Annotated in this window: 21 protein-coding genes; 16 read left to right on the forward strand and 5 right to left on the reverse strand. The window is 72.7% G+C overall.

Going from position 1 to position 25123, the window contains the following annotated elements; genetic code table 11:
• The first annotated feature begins 12 nt into the window (after positions 1 to 12).
• The 8 genes from AC5K6T_RS00005 (at position 13) to AC5K6T_RS00040 (ending at position 7188) form a co-directional block, all read left to right on the forward strand.
• Entirely contained in the window at positions 13 to 663 is a 651-nt protein-coding gene (locus AC5K6T_RS00005) for an HAD family hydrolase (RefSeq protein WP_493204665.1), read from the forward strand.
• A 56-nt stretch (positions 664 to 719) separates the two neighbouring features.
• Positions 720 to 2033, forward strand: a complete 1314-nt coding sequence (locus AC5K6T_RS00010; protein WP_493204666.1) for an MFS transporter — start codon at positions 720 to 722, stop codon at positions 2031 to 2033.
• Entirely contained in the window at positions 1984 to 3156 is a 1173-nt protein-coding gene (locus tag AC5K6T_RS00015) for an acetoin utilization protein AcuC (protein WP_493204667.1), read from the forward strand. The genes AC5K6T_RS00010 and AC5K6T_RS00015 overlap by 50 nt, the downstream gene beginning before the upstream one ends.
• Positions 3157 to 3303: 147 nt before the next feature.
• Positions 3304 to 4119, forward strand: a complete 816-nt coding sequence (locus AC5K6T_RS00020) for a phosphatase (RefSeq protein ID WP_493204668.1) — start codon at positions 3304 to 3306, stop codon at positions 4117 to 4119.
• A gap of 128 nt (positions 4120 to 4247) precedes the next feature.
• Positions 4248 to 4460 carry a helix-turn-helix domain-containing protein gene (locus tag AC5K6T_RS00025; protein WP_158712621.1) on the forward strand — a complete coding sequence of 71 codons (213 nt, stop codon included), beginning with the start codon at positions 4248 to 4250 and terminating at the stop codon, positions 4458 to 4460.
• A gap of 206 nt (positions 4461 to 4666) precedes the next feature.
• Positions 4667 to 4765 (forward strand): 30S ribosomal protein bS22, encoded by a 99-nt coding sequence (locus AC5K6T_RS00030; protein ID WP_003948845.1) that lies wholly within the window; start codon positions 4667 to 4669, stop codon positions 4763 to 4765.
• Positions 4766 to 5056: 291 nt separating this feature from the next.
• Positions 5057 to 6118, forward strand: a complete 1062-nt coding sequence (locus tag AC5K6T_RS00035) for an NAD-dependent epimerase/dehydratase family protein (RefSeq protein WP_493204669.1) — start codon at positions 5057 to 5059, stop codon at positions 6116 to 6118.
• A 14-nt stretch (positions 6119 to 6132) separates the two neighbouring features.
• Positions 6133 to 7188, forward strand: a complete 1056-nt coding sequence (locus AC5K6T_RS00040) for a lysophospholipid acyltransferase family protein (RefSeq protein ID WP_493204670.1) — start codon at positions 6133 to 6135, stop codon at positions 7186 to 7188.
• 226 nt (positions 7189 to 7414) lie between these two features.
• Here the strand turns inward: AC5K6T_RS00040 and AC5K6T_RS00045 are convergent, their stop codons facing one another.
• From AC5K6T_RS00045 to AC5K6T_RS00055, 3 genes are all read right to left on the reverse strand, one after another.
• Positions 7415 to 8659 carry a DUF5667 domain-containing protein gene (locus AC5K6T_RS00045; protein ID WP_493204671.1) on the reverse strand — a complete coding sequence of 415 codons (1245 nt, stop codon included), beginning with the start codon at positions 8657 to 8659 and terminating at the stop codon, positions 7415 to 7417.
• Positions 8660 to 8899: 240 nt separating this feature from the next.
• Positions 8900 to 9673: an ECF subfamily RNA polymerase sigma factor, BldN family gene (locus tag AC5K6T_RS00050; protein ID WP_493204672.1), complete on the reverse strand. Its 774-nt coding sequence runs from the start codon at positions 9671 to 9673 to the stop codon at positions 8900 to 8902.
• 647 nt (positions 9674 to 10320) lie between these two features.
• A complete protein-coding gene (locus AC5K6T_RS00055) occupies positions 10321 to 11232 on the reverse strand; it encodes an HAD family hydrolase (RefSeq protein WP_493204673.1) in 912 nt (303 codons plus the stop codon).
• 85 nt (positions 11233 to 11317) lie between these two features.
• Between AC5K6T_RS00055 and AC5K6T_RS00060 the strand changes: the two genes are divergently transcribed.
• The 7 genes from AC5K6T_RS00060 (at position 11318) to AC5K6T_RS00090 (ending at position 19410) form a co-directional block, all read left to right on the forward strand.
• A complete protein-coding gene (locus AC5K6T_RS00060) occupies positions 11318 to 11608 on the forward strand; it encodes a glutaredoxin family protein (protein ID WP_493204674.1) in 291 nt (96 codons plus the stop codon).
• Between the two features lie 363 nt (positions 11609 to 11971).
• Complete coding sequence (locus AC5K6T_RS00065) at positions 11972 to 12730, forward strand: redox-sensing transcriptional repressor Rex (protein ID WP_493204675.1); 759 nt, start codon at positions 11972 to 11974, stop codon at positions 12728 to 12730.
• The gene (locus AC5K6T_RS00070; RefSeq protein ID WP_493204676.1) at positions 12727 to 14508 is read left to right on the forward strand and encodes a glutamyl-tRNA reductase; all 1782 of its coding nucleotides are present in this window, start codon (positions 12727 to 12729) and stop codon (positions 14506 to 14508) included. Before AC5K6T_RS00065 ends, AC5K6T_RS00070 begins: the two co-directional genes overlap by 4 nt.
• Positions 14505 to 15491, forward strand: coding sequence for a hydroxymethylbilane synthase (gene hemC, locus AC5K6T_RS00075; protein WP_493204677.1), 987 nt, complete (start codon positions 14505 to 14507; stop codon positions 15489 to 15491). The genes AC5K6T_RS00070 and hemC overlap by 4 nt, the downstream gene beginning before the upstream one ends.
• Complete coding sequence (locus AC5K6T_RS00080; protein ID WP_493204678.1) at positions 15488 to 17194, forward strand: bifunctional uroporphyrinogen-III C-methyltransferase/uroporphyrinogen-III synthase; 1707 nt, start codon at positions 15488 to 15490, stop codon at positions 17192 to 17194. The genes hemC and AC5K6T_RS00080 overlap by 4 nt, the downstream gene beginning before the upstream one ends.
• Positions 17195 to 17710: 516 nt before the next feature.
• A complete protein-coding gene (hemB, locus tag AC5K6T_RS00085) occupies positions 17711 to 18715 on the forward strand; it encodes a porphobilinogen synthase (RefSeq protein WP_493204679.1) in 1005 nt (334 codons plus the stop codon).
• 335 nt (positions 18716 to 19050) lie between these two features.
• Positions 19051 to 19410 carry a DUF805 domain-containing protein gene (locus AC5K6T_RS00090; RefSeq protein WP_493204680.1) on the forward strand — a complete coding sequence of 120 codons (360 nt, stop codon included), beginning with the start codon at positions 19051 to 19053 and terminating at the stop codon, positions 19408 to 19410.
• Between the two features lie 96 nt (positions 19411 to 19506).
• Here AC5K6T_RS00090 and argS read toward each other — a convergent pair whose 3' ends face one another.
• On the reverse strand, positions 19507 to 21273 hold the full coding sequence (gene argS / locus AC5K6T_RS00095; protein ID WP_493204681.1) for an arginine--tRNA ligase: 1767 nt from the start codon (positions 21271 to 21273) through the stop codon (positions 19507 to 19509).
• Positions 21274 to 21414: 141 nt separating this feature from the next.
• Between argS and lysS the strand changes: the two genes are divergently transcribed.
• Entirely contained in the window at positions 21415 to 23154 is a 1740-nt protein-coding gene (gene lysS / locus AC5K6T_RS00100; RefSeq protein ID WP_493204682.1) for a lysine--tRNA ligase, read from the forward strand.
• Between the two features lie 193 nt (positions 23155 to 23347).
• Here the strand turns inward: lysS and AC5K6T_RS00105 are convergent, their stop codons facing one another.
• Positions 23348 to 24778, reverse strand: a complete 1431-nt coding sequence (locus AC5K6T_RS00105) for a DUF2637 domain-containing protein (RefSeq protein WP_493204683.1) — start codon at positions 24776 to 24778, stop codon at positions 23348 to 23350.
• Positions 24779 to 25123: the final 345 nt, after the last annotated feature.

Consider the following 25123-nt stretch of genomic DNA (forward strand, 5'->3'; position numbering starts at 1 on the left):
TAGGCTCGCGGTATGAACCACGATCTCGTCATCTTCGACAACGACGGCGTCCTCGTCGACAGCGAACCCATCTCCAACCGGCTGCTGGCCGAGTACCTGACGGAGGTGGGCCACCCCACCACGTACGAGGACTCCGTCCGCGACTACATGGGGTCCGCGATGCACCGGATCCACGACCTGGTCGAGGAGCGGACGGGGCAGCGGCTGCCGGCGGACTTCGACGAGGTCTTCCACACCCGCGTGTTCACCGCCTTCGAACGTGAACTGAAGGCGGTGGACGGCGCCGCCGACCTGCTGGAGCGACTGAGCGAGGACGGAGTGCCGTACTGCGTGGCGTCCTCCGGCAGCCACGAACGGATCCGGGTGGGACACCGGACCACGGGGCTGGACCGGTGGTTCGACGACGGACGGATCTTCAGCTCCCAGGACGTCGGACGCGGAAAGCCCGCACCCGACCTCTTCCTCCACGCGGCCGCCCGCATGGGGGCCGAGCCCGGCCGGTGCCTCGTCGTCGAGGACAGCCCCCTCGGCGTCCAGGCCGCCGTCGCCGCCGGCATGGACGTGTACGGGTTCACCGCCATGACGCCCGCCGCGAGACTCGCGGACGCGACACGGCTGTTCTCCACCATGCCGGAGCTCGACGCGTTCCTCCACCGAAGCTGAGGAAACTTCAACTTCTCCGTATCCAGGCGGTCCGGTCCGGGCCTACGCTCGCCGCCATGACTGATGTGCTGCGGCGCGGCAGGGCCTCGCTGGGGTTCGGATTCTTCGCCCAGGGCGTCGCCTTCGCCCTGCTCGTGACACGTATCCCGGCCATCCAGGACCGGTACGGGGTCTCCGACGCGCTGCTGCCCGCGTTCCTCGCGGCCGTGCCGGTGCTCGCCGGAGCCGGCAGTGTGGGCACCGAGTGGCTGGTGCGGCGCATCCGGCCCAGTGCCGTGCTGCGCTGGTCGCAGCCGGTCGTGCTGCTGTCGCTGCTCGGCGTCGGAGCGGGCGACCGGCTCGGTGAACTCGCTCTGGCCCTGGGCGCGTTCGGACTCGCCGTCGGCGCACTCGACGCCTCCATGAACATGCTCGGAGTGAGTCTGCAACGCGCCTACGGGCGCAGCATCATGCTCGGCTTCCACGCGGCCTACAGTCTGGGCGGCATCCTCGGAGCGTCCCTCGCCTGGGCCGGTGCCCACGGGGGGCTGGCCCTGTGGGTGTCGTATCTGCCGGTGGCCGGCCTGCTGGTGCCGCTCTGCCTGGTGGGCAGCCGCTGGTACGTCGACCACCGGGACCGGCCGGGCGGCCACGGCGGACCGGACCCCGTCCGCGGAGGCGTCGGCGGAGGCGACGGTGCGGGTGCGGATGCGGGTGCGGGTGCGGGCGACGGCGCGGGCAGCGGCACGGAGGGCGGTGCCGGGGGGAGCCGGGCGGTCGTCTTCAGGCTGCTGCTGCCGCTGTGCCTGGTGATGACCTTCGCCTACATCGGCGACTCGACGGTCTCCAACTGGAGCGCCAAGTACCTCCAGGACGTGCTCGGCAGTTCCGAGCAGCTCGCGACGGTGCCGTACAACGTCTACATGGTGACCACGCTGGTGGGGAGGGCGCTCGGGGACTTCGGGGTACGGCGCTTCGGTGCGGTGGCGGTGGTCCGCGGCGGGACGCTGCTCGCCGCCGCCGGGTTCGCGGTGGTGGCCGGGGCGCCCGGCCCCTGGCCGGGCATGCTCGGGTTCACGCTGGTGGGGCTGGGACTGTGCGTGCTGGTGCCGCAGACGTTCGCGGCGGCCGGCCGGCTCTTCCCGCGGGACTCCGACGCGGCGGTCGCACGGCTGAACGTCTTCAACTACGTCGGGTTCCTGATCGGTTCACCGCTGGTCGGCACACTGGGCGACGTCTGGAGCTACCGCGGGGCGATGCTCGTGCCGATGGCGCTGGTGCTGGTGACGCTCGGGTATGCCAGGTCGTTCACCGTTGGAGGAGACCGATACGGTGACGGGCATGAGCGGCCGCGCACAGCTGATGTGGGACGAGGCAGTAACGGGCTATGACTTCGGTCCGGACCATCCGATGGATCCGGTCCGGCTGGACCTGACCCGGCGACTGGTGGCGGCGTTTGGCCTCGACCGCGACATCCAGGTCGTGTCGGCCAAGCCGGCCGGGGAGTCCACGCTGCGGCTCGTCCACCGCGACGACTACGTCCAGGCCGTGAAGGCCGCCTCCGCGGACCCCGCGTCGGCGGACGGAGCGTACGGCCTCGGCACCCTGGACGATCCGGCGTTCGCCGGGATGCACGAGGTGTCGGCGCTCATCGCGGGCCTGTCGGTGGGGGCGGCGGAGGCCGTGTGGTCCGGCGAGGCGCTGCACGCGGTGAACTTCGCCGGCGGGCTGCACCACGCCATGCCCGGCGCCGCGGCCGGGTTCTGCGTCTACAACGACGCCTCCCTCGCCGTCGCCCGGCTGCTGGAGCTGGGCGCGGAACGCGTCGCCTACGTGGATGTCGACGTGCATCACGGGGACGGGGTGCAGGCCGCGTTCTGGGAGGACCCGCGGGTGCTCACCGTGTCCCTGCACGAGCACCCCCGGACGCTGTTCCCGCGGACCGGCTGGCCGGAGGAGACCGGGGCGCCGTCCGCCGCGGGCAGCGCCGTGAACGTGGCACTGCCGGCCGGAACCGGGGACGCGGGATGGCTGCGCGCCTTCCACGCGGTGGTGCCCGAGCTGATCGCCGGCTTCCGGCCGCAGGTGCTGGTCACCCAGCACGGCGCGGACACCCACTTCGAGGACCCTCTCGCCCATCTCGCCGTCTCCCTGGACGCGCAGCGGGCCGTCCAGTCGGCCTGCCACGCGCTCGCCCACGAGTACGCCGACGGGCGGTGGATCGCCCTCGGCGGAGGCGGCTACGCCGTGGTCGAGGTGGTCCCCCGCTCCTGGACGCACCTCGTGGGCATCGCCGCCGGCCGCGAGATCGCGCCGGAGACCGTCATCCCCGAGAGCTGGCGGCAGCAGGTGTACGCCCGCACCCGGCAGCTGGCCCCGATGCGGATGACCGACGGGCGGTGGCCGGTGACCTTCGCCGACTGGGAGGCCGGCTACGACCCCGCCGACCGCCTCGACCAGGCCGTACGGGCCACCCGGCAGGCCGTGTTCCCGCTGCGGGGACTGCTGGCCTGAGGGCGGCCCCCGAGCCGGGGCGCACGGCGTCGCAGGTGCGTCCCGGGGCGACGGGCCGTCCCCGTCCCGGCGCCGCCGTTAGGCCAACCGTGCACAGTTCCGCCGGTTCCGCCGCGGAGCGCGAGCCGCCTCCGCCACCATCGCCGCATGGTGAGCCCCCAGGCCCTGCGTGAGCACCTCCTCGCCACCCGGATCGCCGGGACGGTGGCGACCTCGCGCGAGGAGAGCCTGCGGAGCTATCGCCTGTTCGCGGCCCGCGACCCCCGGGTGCTGATCGGGATCGATCCCGAACGGTCCTGGGGGATGACCGACCTGGTCGCCCTGATGTCGGAGAGGTGTGGGGTTTCGGCCGATCCGCGCTGCACATCGGGGCATGATGTGATCGATCCGCAGCGGACGCTCGGCGCGCTGGACGCGTTCGCGGCCCGGGTCGCGGGCGCCGCCCGGCGCAGGGCACCCGTGCTGCTGGGTACCGGGCACCCCCACCGCCTCCTGGGTTTCTACGCCGCTCTCGCGGACGCCCTGTCGACGGCGGGATGCACTGTCCTCACTCCGGCGACGGGTCGCTGTGTCGACATAACGACCCGGTTCGGTCTACGCACCCACCAGCTCGGCTACGTACGGGGAGTCGCGCTGGTGCGGAGGCCCGGTGCCCGGAGCCCCGGTGGTGCGACCGGCGCGCACACCCACTCACCGCTGCCGGTTCGGACCGCGCTGGCCGCCGCGGCGGAGGCCGGCGGGCCGCTGCCGGAGCTCGTCATCGGGGATCACGGCTGGGTCTGCGGGGCAGGTCAGCTGGGGTTCGAGGCCATCGGGCTGGCCGATGCCGACGACCCCGCACCCTTCGTGGGAGAGGCCGAGGGAGTGGTGTCCGTCGTCGTTCCACTTGATGACGGTGTGCGGTCTGATTACTACCGCCCGCTTACCCGCTACGTACTCAAACGAGCGTGTCTGTCACAGTAGGCCGCCGATGGGTGCACCTCTTCCCCACTCGCATCACCCGCCCCTAGTCTGGGGAGTGAGCACGCAACGACGAAGAGTCACCGGAGGGGAAGCCGGTGCCCGTCGAGTGCGGAAGGTTCAGGTGTGTCATGGCTGCAGCTGGCGAGAGGCCTCTGAACGAGGTTCAGTTCCTCACCGTGGCGGAGGTCGCCTCGGTGATGCGAGTGTCGAAGATGACCGTGTACCGGCTGGTGCACAGCGGTCATCTGCCCGCGATCCGGGTCGGCCGGTCGTTCCGCGTCCCGGAGCAAGCGGTACACGAATATCTGCGGGACAGTTACGTGGGGGTGGAAACCGTCTGACGGCCGACGGCGAGGAGGCCCGTTCCGGGCATCTCGGGCATTCCGGGTCGCCCGGAGGCCTCCTCACCCTCCCCGGTCCTCCACGGTGCTCCTCGGCGGTCCTCGATTACGGCCTCAGCGCTCGGGCGGGTTAGGCTAGCCCCTCGTAGGTCGTGTGGGCCCATGGCGCCCAAACACCGAGTGATGAGAAGTGAGCGAGGGTAGTCGTGGGCTCTGTTATCAAGAAGCGGCGCAAGCGGATGGCTAAGAAGAAGCACCGCAAGCTGCTCAAGCGCACGCGCGTTCAGCGCCGCAACAAGAAGTAGGCGCCGCGGGTGTCCTGCCGCAGCCGGCCGGCTGCGGCAGGACACCCGGCGACGGCGTCACCCCGTGGCCCCCCACCGTTCTCCGGTGGGGGGCCACGCGCCGTTCCCGGCCTCCTCGCGGCGAGGCGGGCCCGGGGAGACGGGCCGGCTGGTCGTACGACCGTGTTTTCTCGTCACTTCACGCAGCAGGGGGTCATCACAGCGCAACGTCGACCCGCTAGGTTGGCGGCACACGGGGAACGCGGCAGGGTACGGGCCAGGAAACCGTGAGGCGGAAGGAAGGCGCTGATCTTGGGCAAGGTCGTGCTCGTCACCGGAGCGGCCCGCAGGCTGGGCGGCCGGTTCGTACGACGGATCCAACGCGACCCCGAGGTGGAGCGGGTGATCGCCGTGGACGCGATGCCGCCCGCGCACCACCTGGGCGGTGCGGACTTCATCCGGGCCGACATCCGGCAGCCCGCCATCGCGCGGGTGCTCGCCGAGACCGGGGCCGACACGGTCGTCCACATGGACGTCACCGCGACCGCGCTGGGCAGCGGCAGCCGGACCACGGTCAAGGAGACCAACGTCATCGGCACGATGCAGCTGCTCGGCGCCTGCCAGAAGTCGCCCGCGGTCAGACGCCTGGTGGTGAAGTCCAGTACCAGCGTGTACGGCTCGGCCCCGCGTGATCCGGCCGTCTTCACCGAGACCACCCCGCCCAAGTCCTTGCCCAGCGGCGGCTTCGCGAAGGACACCGTCGAGGTCGAGGGCTATGTGCGCGGCTTCGCCCGGCGCCGGCCGGACGTGGCGGTGTGCGTGCTGCGGTTCGCCAACATCCTCGGCCCCAGCGCCGACTCGCCGCTCGCCTCCTACTTCTCGCTGCCGGTGCTGCCCACCGTGTTCGGCTACGACCCGCGGCTGCAGTTCGTGCACGAGGACGACGTGATCGAGGTGCTGCGGATCGCCTCCCACGAGCCGGCCCGCGGCACCCTGAACAGCGGCACCTTCAACATCGCCGGGGACGGCGTCCTGCTGCTCTCCCAGTGCTCCCGGCGACTGGGCCGCCCCACCGTGCCGCTGCTGCTGCCCGCGGTCACCTGGGCCGGCACGGCCGTGCGTACGCTGGGAGTGACGGACTTCTCGCCCGAGCAGATCCGGCTGCTCACCCACGGCCGGGTCGTGGCGACGGACCAGATGCGCGAGACGCTGGGATTCGAGCCGAGACACACCACCGCGGAGACGTTCGCGGACTTCGTACGTGGCCGTGGTCCCGGACTGCTGCCGCCCGAGGCCCTCGCGGGGGCCGTCGACCGGATCGCCGCGCTGCCCCTCGCGGGCGGCGGCCACCCCCCGGCGCACGACGCCGACTGAGGAGCGCAGCAACGATGGCGGACGCCAAGGTCATTCCGTTCGACGACGACCGGTCCCGCGGGGGCGCGGCACAGCGGCCCGCGCGGCGCCGCGCGGCGGGCGGCAGGCTGAAGGGCTCGGGGACCACGCCGGTGCACGAGGTCCAGCCGCTGCCCACCCGGGCGGCGGGGCAGCAGGACGACGTCCCGGCGCCGGATGCCGGACAGCCCTCGGACCCGGGGGAGACGCCGGGCGGCCTGGAGCGGCGGGTGGCGAGCGGGCTCGCCTTCCTGCGCCGCCGCCTCACCGGGGACTACGAGGTCGACGACTTCGGCTACGACGAGGAGCTCACCGACCAGGTCCTGATGTCCCTGCTGCGCCCGGTGTACGAGAAGTACTTCCGGGTCGAGGTGAAGGGGATGGAGAACATCCCGGCCGAGGGCGGTGCGCTGATCGTCGCCAACCACTCCGGCACGCTGCCCCTGGACGGCCTGATGATGCAGGTGGCCGTGCACGACCACCATCCGGCGGGCCGCCATCTGCGGCTGCTGGCCGCGGACCTGGTGTTCGTGCTGCCGGTGGTCAACGAACTCGCCCGGAAACTGGGCCACACCCTGGCCTGCGCGGAGGACGCCGAGCGTCTGCTGGGCGAGGGCGAGCTGGTCGGGGTGATGCCGGAGGGGTTCAAGGGCATCGGCAAGCCGTTCGGCGAGCGCTACAAGCTCCAGCGCTTCGGCCGGGGCGGTTTCGTCTCCACGGCGCTGCGTCAGGGCGCCCCGATCGTCCCCTGCTCGATCGTCGGGGCGGAGGAGATCTACCCGATGATCGGCAACGCCAGGACCGTGGCCCGGGTCCTCGGGATCCCGTACTTCCCGCTGACGCCGACCTTCCCCTGGCTCGGCCCGCTCGGCGCGGTCCCGCTGCCGACGAAGTGGACCATCCAGTTCGGCGAGCCGATCCCCACGGACGGCCATCCACCGGAGGCCGCGGAGGATCCGATGCTGATGTTCAACCTGACCGACCAGGTCCGCGAGCAGATCCAGCACACCCTGTACAAGCTGCTGGTGCAGCGCAGGTCGGTGTTCTTCTGAGGGTGCCCTCCGCGGGGCCTGGCCCCGGGCTTCTTCCGGCCTGCTTCGGGTCGTGGTGGCGGCCGTTCCGCCGGCCTGCTCCCGGGCTTCGTCCGGCGGTTGTTCCCGTTCTCGTCCGCGCCGGGTGCGGCCGCGCCCGGCGACGTTCCGTGCGCGGCGACGGGGGGTGTCCCTCTCCCGGGATGGGAGAGGGACACCCCCCGTCGGTCGGGCCTGCGGGTGCGCGCTACTCCGCGTCCTGGCCGTCGATGCCGAGCCCGGGCAGAAGACCCGGGAGCAGCGGCGGGAGCGTGACGTCCGGCTCGGGGACGGGCGTCCCGCTCTGGGCCTGTGACGGAGCGGCGGTGCCGGTGCCCTGCTCCGGCGGGTCGAGGAGACCGCCGGCGCCGCCGAGGAGGCCGCCGTCGGGGGCGGAGCCCGGCGGACTGCTGGGGCTGCCGCCGGCGCGCCGGCCCGGGTCGTCGGCGCTGCTGTCCGCGCTGGGCGCGGTGGAGCGGCCGGTCTTCCCGGAGGGCCCGGTCGGCGTGGACGGGCCGCCGCCCTGCCGGTCGCCCGTGCCGCCGCGTCCGCCGCCGCTCTCGGCGGGCGGCTGCGGGAGGAGGGACTGCAGGGGGGCGACCTCTTCGTCTATGGCGTCGAAGACCGACGACACCTCCTCGCTGACGTCTCCGAGCTGCACGGGCAGCCGCTCGCGCAGGGCGCCCCAGACCTCGCGGTGGGAACGGGAGAACACGGAGAGGGCCTGGATGGGGCCCAGTGAGTCGGGGTCGCGCTCGTACGCCTCGCGCAGCAGGCGGTGGCCTTCGGCGGCGTCGTGCCGCATGCCGGACAGCGCGCGGCGGACCTCGCCCAGGGACTCGTGGTCGAGCGGGCCGCCGCGGTCGCGCTCCATCAGCCGGCGGGCCTCGCTGAGCCGGGTGGAGGCGTGGTCGAGGTAGACCTCGCCGCGCTCCGTGTTGCCGTCGGCCAGGTAGGAGAGCTTGAAGTCCTCGATGCCGCGCTTGAGGCCGTAGAGCGAGTCACCGGGGAGGGCGTCGGAGCTGGCGGCGGCGACCCCGCCGAACGCACCCGCGGCGACCCCGACGCTCAGCCCGCCGGCGGTGAGGCCCTTGGCCAGCCGGGTGCGTGGCCGGAACTTGCCCAGGGTGGTCGCCCGGTGAGCGCCTCGCGCCCGGCGCTGCTCGGGCACCGAAGGGTCCGCCGCCTCGCCTCCCGCGACGCCTGCCAGCATGGCCTCCATGGCGGCCACCAGCCGCGCGCGCTGGACGACCTTGACCTCCGGGTCCAGTCCCGGTCTGGGGAGCTCGCCGAGACCGGTGGCCAGGGCCAACAGGCGGTCCTGATCGGTGTGTTCCGCAGTCACCGGAGCCGGGGCTGCGGACTGATCGGCCGCCGTGCCCTGCTCGGACTGCTCCTCCAGGGCCTGGGCGAAGGCGTTCGCCCGCCGGTGCGCCGATACGTTCGCGATCACTGGCGGCACCTCCTCTCGTCATGACGGTCGACTCCCTGGGGATCCTTGGGGTTGCACGCCATCGACCGCTTCCACCCGATCGAGTGACCGGGTCTGGTCCGGACGTGACCACAGGGAGCCTGCATCCCGCACAACGAGCGGCGCGGCACTTGGGTTACGGACGGCGGATGATCGGATCGAGAAGTCAACGGACTTTCACGGACCGTGAGTTGATTGTCACCCAGGGTCGCGTGTCGGGGTTCAGCGGGCGTCGTCCGGGAGCAGCCGGGCGAGTGTCCGCACGGCGCGGTACTGGAGCGTCTTGATGGCGCCCTCGTTCTTGCCCATGACGCGTGCGGTCTCCGCGACGGACAGCCCCTGGAGGAAGCGGAGCGTCACGCACTCCTGCTGCTGGGGGTTGAGCCGGCGTACGGCGTCCAGGAGTGCCGCGTTCGACAGGGACTCCAGGACGGAGTCCTCGGGGGAGCGCTCGACCTCGTTGGCGTCGAGCATCTCCCCGGTGGTCACCTCCAGCCGGAAGCGGCTGGACTTGAAGTGGTCGGCGACGAGGTTGCGGGCGATGGTGACCAGCCAGGCGCCGAAGTCGCGGCCCTGCCAGGTGAAGGTGCCGATGCGGCGCAGCGCCCGCAGAAAGGTCTCGCTCGTCAGGTCCTCGGCGGTCGCCTTCCCTCCGACCCGGTAGTAGATGTAGCGGTACACGGTGTCGCTGTACTGGTCGTAGAGCCGGCCGAACGCCTCGGCCTCGCCGGCCTGGGCGCGCTCGACGAGGTCCATCATCCGGGCGCTGTCGCTGTCGGCGGCCGGACGGCGTGCGGTGGTGGCCGCGCCGGCGGAGCGTCCGCGTCTGCCGACCGTGGCGCCGCCTTCGGCCAGTGCGTAGCACGGGCCGAGCGGCGCGGTGGCGGCGAAGGCGGGGACGGCGTACGCGGTGGGGACGAGGCCGCGCAGCAGGTCGAGGACCGTAGCGCGCAGCGTAGCCAGGCCCGAGGCGTCAACCCCGACGTGTGGGTACACGGGACTCCCAGAGGCAGAGCTTCCATCACGTGCAGTACGGGACCTTTCACCCGTCGTGGCGACGGAGGGGGTACCGGATTGCGTCTGAGGAGAATAACGCTTCGTGCAGGCACTGCTACACCCAGTTGCTCAAATCATCGATTACGTCGCTTGTGTAACCGATTGACGTCCGATCGCATGGCGGAGAGTGACAGGTTGTTGATCGGTTCGGTTCGGATTCCGGCGCGATGCGGGGCGGGTTGTGGCTGTGCGCGGACAATCGCGCGCGATGTGCGGACCGGGGGAGTGGCGGCCGGGCGGGCGGGGTACGTCGCTCGGTTCGGGCGCGGCGGCGCGGGTCCGCGGCCCGGCCGGGCGGTCCGGTGCGCCAAAGGCGCGGGCGCGCTCGCGTCGCGCGGCCGGTCTGCCGCCGGTCTGCGGCCGTGGCGCACGTCGCCGCGGGCGCGGCGGCCGCGGTCCGCCCGTGTGTCCGGCCGCGCCGTGCCCGCGGTGCCGCGTCGGCCGTGACGTGTACGGCCGTGACGTGTTCGGCCATGACGTGTCCGGCCGTGACGTGTACGGCCCCGATGCGTTCGCCCCCGATGCGTTCGCCCCCGATGTGTTCGGCCCTGGTGCGTTCGGCCCCGATGTGTTCGGCGGTGCCGGGTTCAGCGGCGGCGGCGGCTCAGGGCGATGGCCGCCGCCGTGCCGCCCGCGACCGCGCCGACGCCCGCGGCGGCGGGGAGGCCCACCTTGGCCGCCTTGCGGCCGGTGCGGTAGTCGCGCAGGCGCCAGTCCAGGTCCCGGGCGTGCCGGCGCAGCTTGGTGTCCGGGTTGATGGCGTAGGGGTGGCCGACCAGGGACAGCATGGGGATGTCGTTGTGGCTGTCGCTGTAGGCGGCGCAGCGGGCGAGGTCCAGGCCCTCCGCCGCGGCCAGCGCGCGGACCGCCTCGGCCTTGGCGGGGCCGTGCAGGGGCTCGCCCACCAGGCGGCCGGTGTAGACGCCGTCGACGGACTCCGCGACCGTGCCGAGGGCGCCGGTCAGGCCGAGGCGGCGGGCGATGACCTGGGCGATCTCCACGGGGGCGGCGGTGACGAGCCACACCTTCTGACCGGCGTCCAGATGGGCCTGGGCGAGGGCGCGGGTGCCGGGCCAGATGCGCCCGGCCATGTACTCGTCGTAGATCTCCTCGCCGATGGACTGCAGCTCGGCGACGCGGTGGCCCTTGACGATGGACAGCGCGGAGTCGCGGGCGTCCTGCATGTGCTCGGGGTCCTCGACGCCGGCCAGCCGGAACCAGGCCTGCTGCCAGGCGAACCGGGCCAGGTCGCGCGTCTCGAAGAACTTCCGCTTGTACAGGCCCCGCCCGAAGTGGAACAGCGCGGCGCCCTGCATCACGGTGTTGTCGAGGTCGAAGAACGCCGCGGCTCTGTCGTCGCCGAGCACCGGGAACTCGGGCTCCTCCTCGGGGGCCTCCGGCACGGACTTGCGTGCGGCCTCCGCCGAGGCCTCGCCTGCCAGCACGCTCCGCGCCGTGGCGGAGCGCTTACGGGAAGTGAGCCATCCGAGAGCGGCCATGGCGTGAGCATAGCCAGTCTGTTCGGGGCTGCCGGACCGCCCAGGTGGGGAGGACGTGAACTCTCCGCGTCGCCGGCGTTGAACAATGGCCGGTATGAGTCCCGTTTTCCGCCGCAAGGCAGCGGCCCGTGCACCCCAGGACCGGCTCGTCACGCTCGTCCGCAAGCCGGGGTGCCATCTGTGTGACGACGCACAGCTCGTGATCGAGAAGGTGTGCGCGGAACTCGGTGTGCCCTGGGAGCAGCGGGACATCACCGAGGACGAGGAGCTGCACCGCCGGTACTGGGAGCAGATCCCGGTCGTCCTGGTCGACGGTGAACAGCACACGTTCTGGCGGGTGGACGAGGGGCGGCTGCGCCGTGCCCTGACGGGGTAGGCGCCGTGTGCCGGGGCGTCCGGTGGCACCCGGCGGGCTCCGGTCGGCACCGTGCCTGAGGAACACGTCACTGACCGACCAGTCCAAGTCGTCCGGAAAGTCGCTTAGGATCGACGGTGTGCCGGTCTCGGGGGCATGGATCATCGAGGAGAGTGTGCGGTTTTGCCCTCAGGAGTGAAGGAACATGTGCGCCTGCGCACGGGTTCCCCGCAGGTGTGCCGGGGTCGCGTGACCCCGGTCACGTTGGCCGGGCAAATCGGACACCATCTTTGTGCACGCGTTCACAAAGACATAGCCTGCTGTCGACGGGGCGGTCCGGGGACGTATGGCCGCCCACAGCCCCGCTCTACCCGCAGGAGCACCGTGGCAACTGGCCGAACTCACCGACCGGCGACCCGCAGCCGAGGGATTCCCGAGGCCACCGTCGCCCGGCTACCGCTGTACCTCCGCGCCCTCACCGCGCTGTCGGAGCGCTCGGTGCCGACCGTCTCCTCGGAGGAGCTCGCGGCCGCCGCCGGGGTCAACTCGGCGAAGCTGCGCAAGGACTTCTCCTACCTCGGCTCCTACGGGACCCGCGGTGTGGGCTACGACGTCGAGTATCTCGTCTACCAGATCTCCCGCGAACTGGGCCTCACCCAGGACTGGCCGGTTGTCATCGTCGGTATCGGCAACCTCGGCGCGGCCCTCGCCAACTACGGCGGCTTCGCCTCCCGCGGGTTCCGCGTCGCCGCGCTGATCGACGCCGACCCGAACATGGCGGGCAAGCCCGTCGCCGGCATCCCCGTGCAGCACACCGACGACCTGGAGAAGATCATCCAGGACAACGGGGTGTCCATCGGTGTGATCGCCACCCCCGCCGGTGCCGCCCAGCAGGTCTGCGACCGGCTCGTGGCCGCCGGGGTCACCTCCATCCTGAACTTCGCGCCGACCGTGCTGACCGTCCCGGACGGCGTCGACGTGCGCAAGGTCGACCTCTCCATCGAGCTGCAGATCCTCGCGTTCCACGAGCAGCGCAAGGCCGGCGAGGAGAGCGCCGCCGGGGCGGCCGTGCCGTCCGCCGCCCGCAAGGAGTCCGCCGAGCAGGGGCCCGACGGGGACGTACCCGCCGTGATGCCGGCATGAGTGTCCTCGTCGTGGGACTGAGTCACCGCAGCGCCCCGGTCAGCGTGCTGGAGCGGGCCGCGCTGAGCGCGGACGCCCAGGTCAAGCTGCTCCAGGACACCGTCGCCGCGGAACCGGCCGGCGAGGCCGCGGTGCTGGCCACCTGCAACCGCATCGAGCTCTACGCCGACGTGGACAAGTTCCACGCCGGGGTGGCCGAGCTGTCCACACTGCTCGCCCGGCACAGCGGCGTCGGCCTCGACGAACTCACCCCGTACCTCTACGTGCACTACGAGGACCGGGCCGTGCACCACCTGTTCTCGGTGGCGTGCGGGCTGGACTCGATGGTCGTCGGCGAGGGCCAGATCCTCGGCCAGATCAAGGACTCCCTGGCCCGCGCGCAGGACATGCACAGTGCCGGCCGGCTGATGAACGACCTGTTCCAGCAGTCGCTCAGGGTCGGCAAGCGCGCCCACTCCGAGACCGGCATCGACCGCGCCGGACAGTCCCTGGTCACCTTCGGCCTGGCACAGCTCGCCGCGGGCGCGGACGTCACCGGCTGGGCGCGCGGCCGCCGCGCCCTGGTCATCGGCGCCGGCTCGATGTCCTCGCTGGCCGCCGCCACGCTCGCACGCGCCGGGGTCGCCGAGATCGTCGTCGCCAACCGCACCGTCGAACGGGCCGAGCGCCTGGCGCAGCTCGTCGGGGAGCAGTACGGACAGCGCCGCACCGAGGGCTCCGGCCGCGACGGGGCGGACGGGCCGTACGGCACCGACGGGCCGTACGGGGCGGACGTGGCGGCCCGCGCGGTACCGATGGAAGCGGTGCCGGACGAGCTGACACGTGCCGACGTCGTCGTCTCCTGCACCGGTGCCACCGGGCTGGTCCTGGACGCCGGCGCGGTCGCCGCGGCCGTCGAGGGCCGCACCGGGCTGCCCGCCGAGCGGACCCCGGAGCCGCCGCGCACCCCGGCCGCCCGGACCGGGGGCCGCCGCGCCGCCGCCGAGGAGTCCTGCCCGCTCGACCTGACCGCCGTCCAGCCCGGCTTCTCCGTCCTGGGCGAGGCGGCCGTGGCGGGGATGGACGCGGCGGCGCTGGAGCAGCACGCGGCCTGGGCCGCGGGCACCGGCACCGCCCGCCGCGAGGGCGCCCGGCGCACCCCCGAGACCGACGCCGACCTGATCACCGCGCTCGCCGCGACCGCGGCCACGGCCGGCCGGATCCCCGAGCGGCGCCGGCCCGAGCCGATGGCCGGGCCGCCGCGCCCCGAGCCCGCGCTCTTCCTGCTGGATCTGGCGATGCCGCGGGACATCGACGCCGCCGTGCACCGGCTCGCCGGGGTGCGGCTGGTCGACATCGAGTCGCTCGCCGAGGCCTCCGCCACCGACCCGGGAACCGCGGCGGCCGGGCCCGTGGCGGCCGACGTGGACCAGGTCCGCCGCATCGTCTCCGACGAGGTGGCGGCGTTCGGCGCCGCGCAGCGCGCCGCGCGCATCACGCCGACCGTGGTCGCCCTGCGCGCCATGGCCGCCGACGTCGTCGCCAGCGAGGTCGCCCGCCTCGAGGGGCGGCTGCCCGGCCTCGACGACAGGCACCGGGCGGAGATCACCCAGACCGTGCGGCGCGTCGTCGACAAGCTGCTGCACGCGCCGACCGTACGGGTCAAGCAGCTCGCCGCCGAACCCGGCGGGGCCGGATACGCGGACGCGCTGCGGACCCTGTTCGACCTCGACCAGGAGACGGTCGCCGCCGTCTCCCGGGCCGAGGACAGCACCGAGAAGAACCGAGGGCCGGCATGACGCAGAAGGCACTGAGGCTGGGCACGCGGCGCAGCACACTCGCCATGGCCCAGTCCGGGCAGGTCGCCGAGGCCGTGCGCCGGGTGACCGGGCGACCGGTCGACCTCGTGGAGATCACCACCTACGGTGACACCTCCCGCGAGCACCTCGCCCAGATCGGCGGCACCGGCGTGTTCGTCACCGCCCTGCGCGAGGCGCTCCTCGCCGGGGAGGTCGACTTCGCCGTGCACTCCCTCAAGGACCTGCCCACCGCGCAGCCCGAGGGCCTGGTGCTGGCCGCCGTACCCGGGCGCGAGGACCCGCGGGACGTCCTCGTCGCCCGCGACGCGCTGAAGTTCACCGACCTGGCCGCGTCCGCCGAGGGCCGGCCCGCCCGGATCGGCACCGGCTCGCCGCGCCGCATGGCGCAGCTCAACGCGTACGCCCGCGCCCACGGCCTGGCGGTCGAGACCGTCCCGATCCGCGGCAACGTCGACACCCGCATCCGCTACGTCCACGACGGCGAACTCGACGCGGTCGTGCTGGCCGCCGCCGGACTCAACCGGATCGGCCGCGCCGACGAGGTGACCGACTTCCTGTCGGCCGACACCGTCCTGCCCGCCCCCGGCCAGGGGGCCCTGGCGATCGAGTGCCGGGCGGGGAACACACCCCGCGACGCCGCTCTGATCGCCGCGCTCGGCGAGCTCGACGACCCGCACACGCGGGCCGCCGTGACCGCCGAACGCTCACTGCTCGCCGCCCTGGAGGCCGGCTGCAGCGCCCCGGTGGGCGCGCTGGCCGACCTGCTGGCCGACGGGCAGATTGTCAAGGAAATGCGCCTGCGCGGCGTCGTCGGCACCCCCGACGGCACCTCGCTGGTGCAGCTGTCCACCACCGGTCCCGTGCCCCACACGCACGCGGCGGCAGTGGCACTCGGCCGTGACCTCGCGGCCGGGATGCTCGCCCAGGGCGCGGCCGGTCTGATGGGGGAGCGAGCACAGTGAGCCCCACCACTCTTCCCGCCGGTCCGGAACACGGGCACGTCACCTTCCTCGGTGCCGGACCCGGAGATCCGGGACTGCTGACCCTGCGCGCCGTGGAGGCGCTGGCGCACGCGGACGTCCTCGTCGCCGAGCACGACGTGCTCGACGTCGTGCGCACGCACGCGAGGCCGGGGGTGAGCGTCGTCGACACCGACGCCGATCCCTCCCCGGACACCGGTCCGGGCGCGGGCACGTCTCAGCAGACGGTCGCTGACGGGCCGTCAACCACCGCTGTGTCTCCCGCGGTGCGGGATGCCGCACATCTTGTCATGGAGGCCGCGCGGGGCGGCAGGCGGGTCGTCCGAGCCGTCGGCGGCGACCCCGGACTGGACACCTGTGCCGCCGAGGAGATGCTCGCCTGCGCCGCCGCGGGTGTGCCCTTCGAGGTGGTCCCCGGTATCGCGGCCGCCGTCGGCGTGCCCGCGTACGCCGGTGTCCCGCTGCGTGACGCGCAGGGCGTGGACGTCCGGTTCGTGGACGCCCGCACCGCCTCCGACCGGTGCTGGGCCGAGGTCGGCTCCTCCGACGGCACGGTCGTGGTCTCCACGACGCTGGACTCCGTGGCCGCGGCCGCGGGTGAACTGGTCGCGGCGGGCCGCAAGCCCGACACCCCGCTGACCGTCACCGTCGCCGGTACGACCACCCGCCAGCGCACCTGGACCGCCACCCTCGGCACCGTCGCACAGACCCTGAAGCAGGCCAAGGTGCTGCCCTCGCCGGAGGGCGGCCGGCCGGTGATAGCCGTGGTCGGGGAGCGCAGCGCCGCCGCCCAGCGCGAGCAGCTGTCGTGGTTCGAGTCCAAGCCGCTCTTCGGGTGGAAGGTCCTCGTCCCGCGCACCAAGGAACAGGCCGCGTCGCTCTCCGACCAGCTGCGGTCCTACGGGGCCGTGCCGCACGAGGTGCCGACCATCGCCGTCGAACCGCCGCGCACCCCGCAGCAGATGGAGCGGGCGGTCAAGGGCCTGGTCACCGGCCGCTACGAGTGGATCGCGTTCACCTCCGTCAACGCGGTGAAGGCGGTCCGGGAGAAGTTCGAGGAGTACGGGCTCGACGCGCGGGCCTTCGCCGGTATCAAGGTCGCCGCCGTCGGCGAGCAGACCGCGAAGGCGCTGGTCGCCTTCGGCGTGAAGCCCGACCTGGTGCCCAGCGGCGAGCAGTCGGCCGCGGGCCTGCTGGAGGACTGGCCGCCCTACGACCCGGTGTTCGACCCGATCGACCGGGTGTTCCTGCCGCGCGCCGACATCGCGACGGAGACGCTCGTCGCCGGGCTCATCGAGCTGGGCTGGGAGGTCGATGACGTCACCGCGTACCGGACCGTGCGGGCGTCGCCGCCGCCGGCCACGACCCGTGAGGCGATCAAGGGCGGTGGGTTCGACGCGGTGCTGTTCACGTCGTCCTCGACCGTGCGGAACCTGGTCGGCATCGCGGGCAAGCCGCACAACGTGACGGTGATCGCGTGTATCGGGCCGGCCACGGCCAAGACCGCGGAGGAGCACGGGCTGCGGGTCGACGTCATGGCTCCGGAGCCGTCCGCGCTGAAGCTGGCGGAGGCGCTGGCGGACTTCGGTGCGCGGCGGCGGGATGCGGCTGTGGAGGCGGGGGACGCGGTGACGCGGCCCAGTGAGCGGCGTCCCGGGACGCGGAGGCGTCGCGCTGCGACGTGACGCCTCTCGGCTGGGCGGGCCTCCGCTGAGGGGGCGCCTCTCGGCTGGGCGGGCCTCCGCCGAGGGGGCGCCTCTCGGCTGGGCGTGCCTCCGCTGAGGGGCATGCGCTGGAGGGCGTGTGTCCCGCGGTCGGGTGCGGCGTCGTCGTGGCTGGTCGCGCAGTTCCCCGCGCCCCTTGGGGGTGTGCCTGTGGGTTGTCGGGTGCGGCGTCGTTGTGGTTGGTCGCGCAGTTCCCCGCGCCCCTGGGGTGGTGGTGTGGTGGTTGGTCGCGTAGTTCGCCGCGCCCCCGGGTAGTGGGTGGTCCGTCGTGTGTCGGGTGCGGCGTCGTTGTGGTTGGTCGCGCAGTTCCCCGCGCCCCTGGGGTGGTGGTGTGGTGGTTGGTCGCGTAGTTCGCCGCGTCGCTGGGGTGGTGGTGTGGTGGTTGGTCGCGCAGTCGCCGCGCCCCCGGGGTGGTGGCTCCGGGGTGCCGACTCGGTGTTGGCAAGGGGGGTGCGGGGGCGGGCGTAGGTTGGGGGGATGACGAAGTACGGATCGTTTCCCGGTACGCGTCCCCGGCGGCTGCGCACCAGTCCTGTGATGCGGCGGATGGTCGCCGAGACCCGGCTGCACCCGGCCGACCTCATCCTGCCCGCGTTCGTGCGGGAGGGCGTGAGCGAGCCGGTGCCGATCGGGGCGATGCCCGGGGTCGTGCAGCACACCCGGGACAGCCTCAGGAAGGCGGCTGCGGAGGCGGTGGCGGCCGGGATCTCCGGCATCATGCTGTTCGGCGTGCCGGAGGAGGCGAAGAAGGACGCCCTGGGCACGCCCGGGACCGACCCCGACGGGATTCTCCAGGTCGCCCTGCGGGACGTGCGGGCCGAGGTCGGCGACGACCTGCTGGTCATGTCCGACCTGTGCCTGGACGAGACGACCGACCACGGGCACTGCGGGGTGCTGGACGCGCACGGGCGGGTCGACAACGACGCCACCCTGGAGCGGTACGCGGAGATGGCGCAGGTGCAGGCCGACGCCGGAGCCCATGTCGTGGGCCCGAGCGGGATGATGGACGGGCAGATCGGCGTCGTCCGCGACGCGCTGGACCAGATCGGCCGCGAGGACGTGGCGATCCTCGCCTACACCGCGAAGTACGCCTCCGCCTTCTACGGCCCGTTCCGGGAGGCCGTCGGCTCCTCGCTCAGAGGTGACCGCAAGACCTACCAGCAGGACCCCGCCAACCTGCGCGAGTCGCTGCGGGAGCTGGAGCTGGACCTCGCGGAAGGGGCGGACATGGTGATGGTCAAGCCCGCCGGCCCCTACCTCGACATCCTCGCGCGGGTCGCCGACGCCGTGGACGTGCCCGTCGCGGCGTACCAGATCTCCGGCGAGTACGCGATGGTCGAGGCCGCCGCCGAGAAGGGCTGGATCGACCGGGACCGGGCGGTCCTGGAGACGCTCACCGGCATCCGGCGCGCCGGGGCGCGGAACATCCTCACCTACTGGGCGGTCGAGGCGGCCCGCCTGCTCGCCGCGGGACGTTCGTAGCGGGCGGCCGGGCGGTGCGGGCGGCAACGTTTCGGGATCGGTCCGGCGTCGAAACGGCATAGCGGAGGCAACGGATCGCCTACGGTGCGGTGACCACCGGGTGTCGACGGGGGCGAAGCCCCACGTCGGGAGGGGGTCCGGCACGGTGCCGGAGTGTCGACGCGTCCGGAATCGCACGGTTGCGCCCCGCCGGGCGGGGCGGTTGCCGGGGTTCACCCGTCCTGATCAGGCACGCGAACCATGTTGACGGGCACCCGCCAAGTTCGTACCGTCTGCCTCTGGCCGAATCCGATCGGTGAGGAGGCCGTCGCACATCGATCCCTGGGGGGTTACACGTGAACTGGTTCGTCGAGGTCGTCAAGAAGTACGCGGTGTTCAGCGGGCGCGCGCGCCGCAAGGAGTACTGGATGTACTTCCTCTTCTACATGATCTTCGCGGCCGTGGCCATGATCGTCGACAACGCCCTGCTCGGCGCGTCGGTCCTCGGCGGCCTGCTGGCCCTCGGCCTGCTGCTGCCCAGCCTGGGTGTCACCGTGCGCCGCCTGCACGACACCGGCCGCTCGGGCTGGTGGTTCCTCATCGCGTTCGTCCCGCTGGTCGGCGGCATCGCGCTGCTGGTCTTCCTGTGCCTCGACGGCCAGCCCGGCGCCAACAAGTACGGCGAGAACCCGAAGGCCGTCCCCGCCCAGGCCTGACGCCCCCGCTCAGCGCGAAGGCCGCCCGGTACGCACCGGGCGGCCTTCGCGTCGTCTCACCGCGGGACCCCCGCCGGGGCGCCCCGCCTCACCTGCCTACAGGCGCTCGGGCGTCCGGATGCCCAGCAGGGCCATGCCCTGGTGCAGGGTCCGGGCGGTCAGGTCGCACAGGAAGAGGCGGTTCTCGACCTGCTGCGGCGTCCCGGCCTTGAGCACCGGGCACTTGTCGTAGAAGGACGTGTACAGGGACGCCAGCTGGTACAGGTACGCCGCCAGCTTGTGCGGGGCGTACTCCGCCGCCGCCTCCGACACCGTCTCGGCGAACGCGTCCAGGTGCAGCCCCAGGGCCCGTTCGGCCGGGTGCAGCTCCAGCTCCGGGTGCGCGGCGGGGCGGACCTCGCCGGCCTTGCGGAGGATGGACCGGATCCGGGCGTAGGCGTACTGGAGGTACACGCTGGTGTCGCCGTGCAGCGAGACCATCTGGTCCAGGTCGAACTTGTAGTCGCGGTTCGCCGACGTCGACAGGTCCGCGTACTTCACCGCGCCGACGCCCACCTGGGTGCCCCGCTCGGCGATCTCCGCCTCCGACAGGTCCTGCGCCTTCTCCCGGACCACCGCCGACGCGCGGTCGACGGCCTCGTCCAGCAGGTCCACCAGCTTGACCGTCTCGCCCTCACGGGTCTTGAACGGCTTGCCGTCCTTGCCGAGCACCGTGCCGAAGGCGAGCTGGTGGGCGTGCACCTCGTCGCTCAGCCAGCCCGCCCGCCGGGCCGTCTCGAAGACCATCTTGAAGTGCAGCGACTGACGGGCGTCCACGACGTAGATCAGGCTGTCCGCCTTCAGGCCGAACACCCGGTCCCTGATCGCGGACAGGTCGGTGGCCGCGTAGCCGTAGCCGCCGTCGGACTTCTGCACGATCAGCGGGACCGGCTTGCCGTCCGGGCCCAGGATGTCGTCGAAGAACACGCACAGCGCGCCCTCCGAGCGGACCGCCACGCCGGACTCCTCCAGCAGGCGGCAGGTCTCGGCGAGCATGTCGTTGTAACCCGACTCGCCGACGATGTCCTCGTCGGCGATCCGCATGTCCAGCTTGTCGAAGACGGAGAAGAAGTAGATCTTCGACTCGTCCACGAACTTCTGCCAGACGGCGAGGGTGTGCGGGTCGCCCGCCTGGAGGTCCACCACCCGGCGCCGGGCCCGCGTCCGGAAGTCCTCGTCGGAGTCGAAGAGCTTGCGGGACGTCTTGTAGAGGCGGTCGAGGTTCGACATCGCCTCCTCGCCGGTCACCTCGGCGGACTTGTGGTCCAGCTCGTGCGGGTGCTCGTCCAGGTACTGGATGAGCATGCCGAACTGGGTGCCCCAGTCGCCGATGTGGTGCCTGCGCACCACCTTCTCCCCGGTGAACTCCAGCATCCGCACCACCGCGTCGCCGATCACCGCGGACCGCAGATGGCCGACGTGCATCTCCTTCGCCACGTTCGGCTGGGCGTAGTCGATCACCGTGGTGCCCGGGCTGTCCGCGACCGGCACACCGAGGCGGCCGGTGTCGTCCGCGTACCGCGCGGCCAGGGTCGCGGTGATCGCCCGGTCCGCGATCGTGACGTTCAGGAAGCCGGGCCCGGACACCTCGACGGCGCCGATCAGTGCGTCGCCGGTGACGACCCGCCCGACGACCTCGGCCGCCAGCTCCCGCGGGTTCGCCTTCGCCCTCTTCGCCAGCGCCAGGATGCCGTTGGCCTGGAAGTCGGCCCGGTCGCTTCGGCGCAGCAGCGGGTCCGCTCCGGCGGCCTCCGGCACGGCGGCCGAGAGAGCGGAGGCGAGGTGCTGCTGGACGGAGTCGCTGAGGGACTGGACCGAAGCCATGGGGTGGGGTGCCGTTCTCCTCGTGGGCTGGATGGTCCCGGCCAGTATCCCATGGGGGGTAAAGCGGTTTTCCCGGGCGTGACCCCGTCTGTGAGAATGAGGGGGTCAGCCTGCAGGACAGCCCTTCAGAACCAAGAGGACGTGCCGATCGTGGCTCAGAGCACCGAGACCACCGACTGGGTCTCCCGTTTCGCGGATGAGGTCATCGAGGAGTCGGAGCGTCGGGCCCCCGGCAAACCCGTCGTCGTCGCGTCCGGGCTGTCCCCCTCCGGGCCCATCCACCTGGGCAACCTCCGCGAGGTCATGACCCCGCACCTGGTCGCGGACGAGATCCGGCGCCGCGGCCGCGAGGTGCGCCACCTCATCTCGTGGGACGACTACGACCGCTACCGCAAGGTGCCGGCCGGTGTCGCGGGCGTCGACGAGTCCTGGGCCGAGCACATCGGCAAGCCCCTGACCGCGGTGCCCGCGCCGAAGGGCTCCGAGCACGCCAACTGGGCCGAGCACTTCAGGGCCGCCATGGTCGAGTCGCTCGGCGAGCTGGGCGTGGAGTTCGACGGGATCAGCCAGACCGAGCAGTACACCTCCGGCGTCTACCGCGAGCAGGTCCTGCACGCGATGCGCCACCGCGCCGACATCGACGCGATCCTCGCCCAGTACCGCACGAAGAAGGCCGCGCCGAAGAAGCAGCAGAAGCCCGCCGACGAGGCCGAGCTGGAGGCCGCCGAGGGCTCCGGCGCCGCGGCGGAGGACGACGGCAGCTCCGGCACCGCCGGGTACTTCCCCTACAAGCCGTACTGCGGCAACTGCGGCAAGGACCTGACCACCGTCACCTCCTACGACGACGGCACCACCGAGCTGACGTACTCCTGCACCGCGTGCGCCTTCTCCGAGACCGTCCGGCTGAACGAGTTCAACCGCGGCAAGCTCGTCTGGAAGGTCGACTGGCCGATGCGGTGGGCGTACGAGGGCGTCGTCTTCGAGCCCAGCGGCGTCGACCACTCCTCGCCCGGGTCGTCCTTCCAGGTCGGCGGCCAGATCGTGGGGATCTTCGGCGGCGAGCAGCCGATCGGCCCGATGTACGCCTTCGTCGGCATCTCCGGCATGGCGAAGATGTCCTCCTCCCGCGGCGGCGTGCCCACACCCGCCGACGCGCTGAAGATCATGGAGCCGCAGCTGCTGCGCTGGCTCTACGCCCGCCGCCGCCCCAACCAGTCCTTCAAGATCGCCTTCGACCAGGAGATCCAGCGGCTCTACGACGAGTGGGACAAGCTCGACGGCAAGGTCGCCGACGGCTCCGCGCTGCCCGCCGACGTCGCCGCGCACGCGCGGGCCGTGCGCACCGCCGCCGGGGAGCTGCCGCGCACCCCCCGCCCGCTGCCGTACCGGACCCTCGCCTCGGTCGCGGACATCACCGCCGGACACGAGGACCAGGCCCTGCGCATCCTGTCCGAGCTCGACCCCGGGCAGCCGCTGGGCTCCCTCGACGAGGCGCGGCCGCGCTACGACCGGGCCGAGGCGTGGATCAACACCCAGGTGCCCGCCGACCAGCGCACCATCGTGCGCGAGAAGCCCGACACCGAGCTGCTCGCCTCGCTCGACGACCAGGCGCGGGACTCGCTGCGGCTGCTGCTCGACGGCCTCGCCGGCCACTGGTCGCTCGACGGTCTGACGCACCTCGTCTACGGCGTGCCCAAGGTGCAGGCCGGGTTCGCCGCGGACGCCACGCCCAAGGAGCTGCCGCCGGAGATCAAGACCGCCCAGCGGACCTTCTTCGCGCTGCTCTACCACCTGCTCGTGGGCCGTGACACGGGCCCGCGGCTGCCCACGCTGCTCCTCGCGGTGGGGCAGGAGCGGGTACGGGCCCTGCTCGGGGCGTGACCGGCCGAGGCTGAACGCACGAGAACACGAAGCAGCGGAACGCCGAGCACCCGAACGCGGGAAGAGGGGCCCTCGGGAGAGGGCCCCTCTTCCTGCGTTCCCGCGTTCCCGCGTGCGGCGGACGGCGTGCGGCGTGGGTCGTGCGGCGGTCCCTCGGCGCCCGGGTCCGGGACCGCCCGCGTGCTCCGGCCGCTCAGGCGATGTGGTCCTCCTCCAGTTCCGCGTTGTGGCGGTTGGTGAAGCGGTTGACCATGCGCTTGGCGTCCTCGGGGGCGAGGCTGAGACCGAACTCCGCCTCCACGTTGTCCATCAGCTCGCGCGGGGTGGGGTAGCTGCCGTTGATCGACTGCTTGAAGACCTGGTAGTACGACTCCTCGTCCGGCTCCGAGCCGCCGCCCTCCCCCATCAGCCGGGTGCGGTTGGGTCCCACCGGGATCGGGAAGCTGCCCGTCTCCTCCGGGGAGGGCTCCGGCTCGGGCAGGGGCTCCTGCCGCGTGACCCGCTGCTGCGGGGTCTGCTGCGGCGGGACGCCCTGCTGCGGGATGCGCGGGGCGCTCCGGCCCGGGACCTCCTCGTGGGGGAAGTCCTCGTGAGGGAAGCCCTCCGGCGGGAAGTCGTCGTAGGGCGGCTCGTACGGTGCCTGTTCGGTGCCCGGACCGAACCCGGGACCGAACCCGGGACCGAACCCGGGATCGAACGCCGGGCCGGCCTGATGCTCGAAGTCCGGGTCGTGGTCCGGGTCGTAGTCGGGGTCGTAGCCGCCGTGGTACTCGACCGCGCGCGGGTCGCGGGAGTGCAGCCACTGGCTGCGGTCCTCGGCCGGGCCGGCCGCCGGTCCCGGCGGCCGCACGGCGGGAGCGGCCCCGGCGGCCCCGGCGACGGGTGTGGCTGCGGCGGGCGCGGCCGCCTCGGCGGCGGGGGCGAGCTCGGGCTGCCGGGTCACCGCCGGCAGGACGGCCGGGTCGATGCCCGCGGCGGCGAGGCCGGCGGGGGCGGTCTCGGCGAGCGGGACGCCGTAGCGGGCCAGCCTGAGCGGCATCAGGGACTCCACCGGTGCCTTGCGGCGCCAGCCGCGGCCGAAGCGGGAGCGCAGCCGGGCCTGGTAGACCAGGCGTTCCTGTTCCAGCTTGATGACCTGGTCGTAGGAGCGCAGCTCCCACAGCTTCATGCGCCGCCACAGCAGGAAGGTCGGCACCGGGGAGAGCAGCCAGCGGGTCAGCCGCACGCCCTCCATGTGCTTGTCGGCGGTGATGTCGGCGATCCGGCCGATCGCGTGCCGGGCGGCCTCCACGGCGACCACGAACAGCACCGGGATCACCGCGTGCATGCCGGTGCCCAGCGGGTCGGGCCAGGCGGCGGCGCCGTTGAAGGCGATCGTCGCGGCCGTCAGCAGCCACGCCGTCTGCCGCAGCAGCGGGAAGGGGATGCGGATCCAGGTCAGCAGCAGGTCCAGCGCGAGCAGCACGCAGATGCCCGCGTCGATGCCGATCGGGAAGACGTAGGAGAAGTCCCCGAAGCCCTTCTTCACGGCCAGTTCCCGCACGGCCGCGTAGGACCCCGCGAAACCGATGCCGGCGATGATCACGGCACCGAGGACGACCACACCGATGAGAACGCGGTGCATCCGTGTCAGCTGTAGTGGCGCGGCCACCCGTGCTCCCCTCCCGCTGCGTGCTGTTGTGCGGCCAACAGAGTGGCACATCTGTGCGGGGGACGGATGGCCGGTCCGGTGACCGATTCCGCGGACCGGCGGCGGGCCCGGCCCCCGCGGACCGCGGGCTCGCTCGAACCGGCCTGCTAGGGCGTGTTTCGAAAGTCCCGCCTGCCTGGCGGCGTCTGGCACGCACGCTCGCCGCGTTGTCGGGCTCGCCCCGATACATCCAGTATCGGGGCGACCCTCCGCCTTGCGATCGCACGCACCAGACGCCGCCAGACCTGCCCTTCGGGCAGACGACGCTACTTTCGAAAC

Source organism: Streptomyces sp. B8-7, from assembly GCF_058833805.1.